The organism is Bradyrhizobium sp., from assembly GCF_027451485.1.
GTDB lineage: Bacteria > Pseudomonadota > Alphaproteobacteria > Rhizobiales > Xanthobacteraceae > Bradyrhizobium.
Genome location: NZ_DAIDJE010000018.1, coordinates 1 through 5,646, shown reverse-complemented (window position 1 = coordinate 5,646; position 5,646 = coordinate 1). Strand labels below are relative to the sequence as shown.

The window sequence follows — 5,646 nt, the reverse complement described above, 5'->3', positions numbered from 1 at the left end:
ACGATCGACTGGACGCCGCCCGAGGACGCGCGTCTCAGCGATGCGATCTATGAGGAATACCGTCTTCAATCGATCAGGATTCCGGGCGCCCAAACTCATCCCACCAAGCTCGTTCAATCGGCCGCGATGTCCTCGGTCGCGCCGCCGAAGCCGAGCTATCGGCCGCGCCTGCCGATTAATCTCGTCAGCGACGCCCTCCTGTCCGACGCCCAGCTCGAGACGGTGGTCTATGCCGGCGAGGCGCATGACGACTATCTTGCTGGCGCCTGGACGGTGGATGAGACCTTCGATCTCGTCACCGCCGCGCGCGACGATGCGCCGAACGCCGTCCGCTTCCGCCGGGGCTTCATGCTCGGCGACGGCACCGGCGCCGGCAAGGGCCGCCAGTCAGCCGGCATCATCCTGGACAACTGGCTGAAGGGACGGCGCAAGGCGGTCTGGATTTCCAAATCCGACAAGCTGCTCGAGGACGCCCAGCGCGACTGGTCAGCCCTCGGTATGGAGCGCCTGCTCATCACGCCGCTCTCGCGGTTCGCGCAGGGCAAGCCGATCCGCTTGGCCGAGGGCGTCCTATTTTTAACCTACGCTACGCTGCGGTCCGACGACCGCGGCGAGAAGCTTTCCCGCGTCCGGCAGATCGTCGAATGGTTGGGCTCCGACTTCGACGGAGTGATCATTTTCGACGAGAGCCACGCCATGCAAAATGCCGGTGGCGGCAAGGGCGAACGCGGCGATGTTGCGGCCTCGCAGCAGGGCCGTGCCGGTTTGCGCTTGCAGCACGTCCTGCCGGACGCGCGTGTGGTCTATGTGTCGGCCACTGGCGCGACGACCGTCCACAATCTCGCCTACGCCCAGCGGCTCGGCCTCTGGAGCGGCGAGGACTTCCCCTTCGCCACCCGCGCGGAGTTCGTCGAGGCGATCGAGGATGGCGGTGTCGCGGCGATGGAGGTGCTGGCCCGCGATCTGCGGTCGCTCGGTCTCTACACCGCTCGCTCGCTTTCCTATGACGGCGTCGAATACGAGCTGATCGAACACCGGCTCACCGCCGAGCAGCAGCGCATCTACGACGCTTATGCCGGCGCCTTCGCCATCATCCACAACCATCTCGACGCCGCGATGCAGGCGGCGAACATCACCGGCGAGACCGGCACGTTGAACCGGCAGGCGAAGTCGGCGGCCCGTTCGGCCTTCGAAAGCGCGAAGCAGCGTTTCTTCGGCCACCTGCTTACCAGTATGAAAACACCGACGCTGATCCGTTCGATCGAGCAGGACCTGGCCGACGGCCATGCCGCCGTCATCCAGATCGTTTCGACCGGCGAGGCGCTGATGGAGCGCCGGCTCGCCGAGATCCCGACCGACGAATGGAACGATGTCCGCGTCGACATCACGCCGCGCGAGTATGTCTAATGTCGAATTCGGCATTAGACATATTCTCTGGCGTCCGTCGTTATGGGGTGATCCAGCCAGATTGGGCCCTTATTCCTGCGTTTTTTGGGTTTGTTGCTCGGCATAATATTTCTCCTGGTTGGCTAAGCTCCCTCTCGCGTTTCTCTCAACACGAAGGAGCTATCACTTGACCGCGTCCCTCTCCCCCTCCCGTTATTGCCGCTCGCCGGACTACACGCCCGCCGTTCGATTCCTTGATCATCTTGCCGCGAATGGGCTCACCGGCGACGGCGGGCTTTACAAGGGCGCTGCCCGCCACTTTCTATTCTGGCTCGACAGGCGAGCGATCGCTCTGAACAGTGTGGACGAGTCCATCGTTCAGCGATTCCGGCGACATCGGTGCCGATGCCCACGATACAGAGCGCAAGTCTCCACGAGCGTCTATCTCAATTGCATTCGCCGGCTCGTGCGGTTTCTTGAAGATGCAGGTGATATACCAGTCGCAGGTGGCACGGGATGCACCGACGCGCACCTCGGTGACTACGCCAAGGACTTGAGTACCGAGGGATACAGCCTGGTCAGTTGGCGCGGGCACTACTCGGAAGCCGAACATTTTTCGTGCTGGCTGCGCTTTTCACGTCAGCCTGGGCGCGATATTGACGATCGGGTTATCGAACAATTCGTCCAGCATTGCTGCCGGTGTCCAATCACGCGCAAGCGCGCGAAGTTGGCAGAGCCAACAGGACAGAAGCATCGCCGCAGGGGCGCTCGCCGCTTCGTCGGATTCCTCCGCGCTCGCGGCGTGCTTCAACCGGCCGTCGTCTCAAAGCCTCCCGAGGATCACCGGATCGCGGCATTCCGCTCATGGCTTGAGCGGCAGCGCGGGGCCACGGCGGAGACAATCCGCCGCTATGTCCATGAAGTAACGCGGTGGCTTTGGAAGCTGCCGCCTGATCTAGCAGCTTACGATGCAGCGATGTTGCGCGACATCGTGCTCAAACAGCCGCAGTCTCGATCGCGCTCTTCGGTACGGCTTACCGTGACAGTGCTGCGCGCCTATTTGCGTTTTCTATCCGCACGCGGCGAATGCCGTCCGGAACTTGCCCACGTCGTTCCCCCGGCGCGCCGTCGCAGCAAGAAGCTTCCCCGCCACGCCACACAGGCGACGATCGAGAGGATAGTCGCGTCTTGTGACACGACAACGTCTGTAGGGGTTCGCGATAAAGCCATCATACTTCTCTTGGCGCGACTGGGCCTGCGCGCTGGCGACGTCTGGGCCTTACGCCTACCCGACGTGGATTGGGCACATGGGCGGATTCACGTCAAAGGCAAGGGGCGACGTCGGAGCATGTTGCCATTGCCGCAGGATGCGGGAGAGGCGCTGCTGGCCTACTTACGCCAGGCCCGACCGCCCGCCTCGGGAGATCGCGTGTTTCTGCGTGTCCAAGCTCCATTTCGGCCGTTTTCCTCGTCAGCCGAGATCGCCGGCATTGTCTCGCGCGTGCTGGCACGCGCCGGCATCGATGACGTGCCGACCGGCTCGCATGTGTTTCGCCACTCGCTCGCTACCAACATGCTGCGCTCAGGCGCGAGTCTCGACGCCGTCGGGACCGTACTCCGGCACAGCCATAGAAGCACGACAACCATCTACGCCAAGGTCGATACGGCGATGCTTCAACGCGTGGTCCAACCATGGCCGGAGGGCGCGTCATGCTGAGCCATGACGTTGATCGCTATGTGGCCCTGCATCGGCAGATCGGTCTTTCGTATAATGCGCAGGAGCGCATTCTCGAACGGTTTGCGGCCCACGCCGAAGCATTGGGCGAGCGGCACATCACAGCAGTTCGTATTCGGAGCTGGTGCGCGACCGCCCCAACGCCCAACAGCGCAAGAACCTGGTTCGACACGGTTCGCCGGTTTTCCGTTTTCCTGAACGCGGAGGACGCCCGACATGAGGCGCCCCCAGCGGGCATTTTTGGTCGAGGCAGACGGCCACGTCCGGCGCCGCACATAATGCGGCCGGATCAGGTGAGCGCAATCATGCGGGCGGCGCTGGAGGTTTCGCCGCAGGGGACGATCAGCCCATACACCTATCATTACATATTCGGTCTATTGGCTGCGACCGGCATACGCATCTCCGAAGCATTGGCGCTTAAACGCGGAGATCTGACAGAAGACGGCCTCATTCTGAGAACCGGCAAGTTCGACAATAGCCGACTCGTGCCTCTCCACGCCAGTACGCGCCGTGCGTTGAATGACTATCTTGCCATGCGGGACAATTGGGACAGCGATAGCGACGATCTCTTCGTTGTCACGACTGGGCGCGCACCGACCGCAACAAGAGTGCACGTGATCTTCGTCAGGCTCGCCCGACAACTGGGTATTCGAGGTCCAAAAGGAACGCGAGGTGCTCGACTGCACGATCTTCGGCACACCTTCGCCGTGCGCTCGCTGGAGTCCTGCAAACACGAGCGGGAGGCCGTCGGCCACCACACCGCCGCCCTCAGCGCGTATCTCGGCCACGCCGATGTTCAGGCCACATATTGGTATCTGCAAGCCACGCCCGTGTTGATGCACGACATCGCCGCGGCGGCTGAGCTGTTATTTCAAGGAGAAGCAGTATGACCGTTCTTGCTCCACATCTGACTAGGTTCTTACGCGAGCATTTGCCGCGCGAGCGCGGCTCAAGCCCGAACACCATATCCGGATACGCAGATACGTTCATGCTGCTTGTCCGGTTCGCGGCAGAGCGACTAAAGCGTCGGCCGAGCGATCTCACGGTGGAGGACATCAGCCCAAATCTCGTGCTGGCGTTTCTCGACGACATTGAGGAACGCCGCGGCAACAGCGCGCGAACGCGGAACACCCGTCTTGCGGCGATCCGTTCGTTCTTTCGCTATCTGGAGTTTCAGGCTCCCGAATGTCTTGAACAATCGCTTCGAGTGCGCGGCGTCGCTACCAAGCGGACTGATGCGAAGTTGATCGACTATCTGACCAAGCCGGAGATGCACACCTTGCTTGCCGCGCCCGATCCTCGCACGGCCATAGGCGTGCGGGACCGGGCCATGCTGCACCTGACTTACGCCGCCGGCCTACGCGTCGCGGAGTTATTGGCATTGCGCTTGGAGGATTTTCCTGACCGATCGCTGGCATTGGTGCGGATCATGGGAAAGGGGCGTCGCGAGCGGGTGCTGCCATTGTGGCGGGAGACAAAGGCCGCGCTGAGGGCCTGGCTCGCAATTCGACCGGCGGCGCAAACATCGCATCTATTCCTCAATCGGGACGGTGAACCGATGAGTCGAGATGGGTTTGCGCATCGCCTCGGCGTACACGTCGCTGAAGCGGCTCTCAAAGAGCCGTCGATCATCAGCAAGCACGTGACGCCGCATGTTCTGCGGCACAGTTGCGCTATGCACACTCTCGCGGCAACCGGCGACGTGCGGAAGGTGGCGCTGTGGCTGGGCCATGCCAGCATGCAAAGCACTGAGACCTATCTCCGCGCCGATCCGGAGGAGAAGCTCGCGGTGCTTGGCGCACATGCACCGCCCGGGCTGCGGGCCGGCAAGTTCAAGCCTCCCTCCGACGCCTTGCTTGCCATGCTGGGGGAGGCCCGAAGCATCGCGTGATCGGCGCAGGCGAGCTGCCGCTCTTCTGAGCGGCGGCTCGCTGCAGCGGCGTGGCGCGCACCGGAGAGATAGAGGCCGGCCCTTGCTGTGCGGCCTCTCGGAGTTCGAGAGAGAGCCATCAACCAGGAGAATATTATGCCGAGCAACAAACCCAAAAAACGCAGGAATAAGGGCCCAATCTGGCTGGATCACCCCATAACGACGGACGCCAGAGAATATGTTCTCGACTACCTCGCCCATTCCTTCCCGGTGCAGCTCTACGAGCCATTCACCGACAGCGAGGGCAATTTCTCGTCCAGGCCCGTCTTCCGCGACGGCCAGCCGGTCGAAAGCCGCGAGGCGGTCGCCCGACGCAACGAGCTGATCGAGCGGCTGGCTTCGCTGCCGCCGATGCCCGGCGCGCTCGACCAGATCGTCCAGCGCTTCGGCACGGACCTCGTCGCCGAAGTGACCGGACGCTCGCGCCGCGTGGTGCGCAAGGGTGACCGCCTCGTCGTCGAGAACCGCGCGGCCTCCGCCAACCTCGCCGAGACCGCCGCCTTCATGGATGACCTGAAGCGCATCCTGGTGTTCTCGGAGGCGGGCGGGACGGGTCGCAGCTACCACGCCGAACTGTCGGCGCGGAATCGCCGGC

General features: G+C 63.0%; 3 protein-coding genes and 2 pseudogenes. All 5 read left to right on the top strand.

Features of this window, described 5'->3' with window-relative positions:
- Positions 1-1,404 (top strand): annotated as a pseudogene (locus NEZ08_RS02545) (strawberry notch family protein); the annotation flags it as partial.
- 169 nt (positions 1,405-1,573) lie between these two features.
- The gene (locus NEZ08_RS02540; RefSeq protein WP_298102973.1) at positions 1,574-3,103 is read left to right on the top strand and encodes a tyrosine-type recombinase/integrase; all 1,530 of its coding nucleotides are present in this window, start codon (positions 1,574-1,576) and stop codon (positions 3,101-3,103) included.
- A complete protein-coding gene (locus NEZ08_RS02535) occupies positions 3,097-4,011 on the top strand; it encodes a tyrosine-type recombinase/integrase (RefSeq protein WP_298102970.1) in 915 nt (304 codons plus the stop codon). Before NEZ08_RS02540 ends, NEZ08_RS02535 begins: the two co-directional genes overlap by 7 nt.
- Positions 4,008-5,012, top strand: a complete 1,005-nt coding sequence (locus tag NEZ08_RS02530; protein WP_298102967.1) for a tyrosine-type recombinase/integrase — start codon at positions 4,008-4,010, stop codon at positions 5,010-5,012. The genes NEZ08_RS02535 and NEZ08_RS02530 overlap by 4 nt, the downstream gene beginning before the upstream one ends.
- A 210-nt stretch (positions 5,013-5,222) precedes the next feature.
- Positions 5,223-5,646, top strand: a pseudogene (locus tag NEZ08_RS02525) (strawberry notch C-terminal domain-containing protein); the annotation flags it as partial.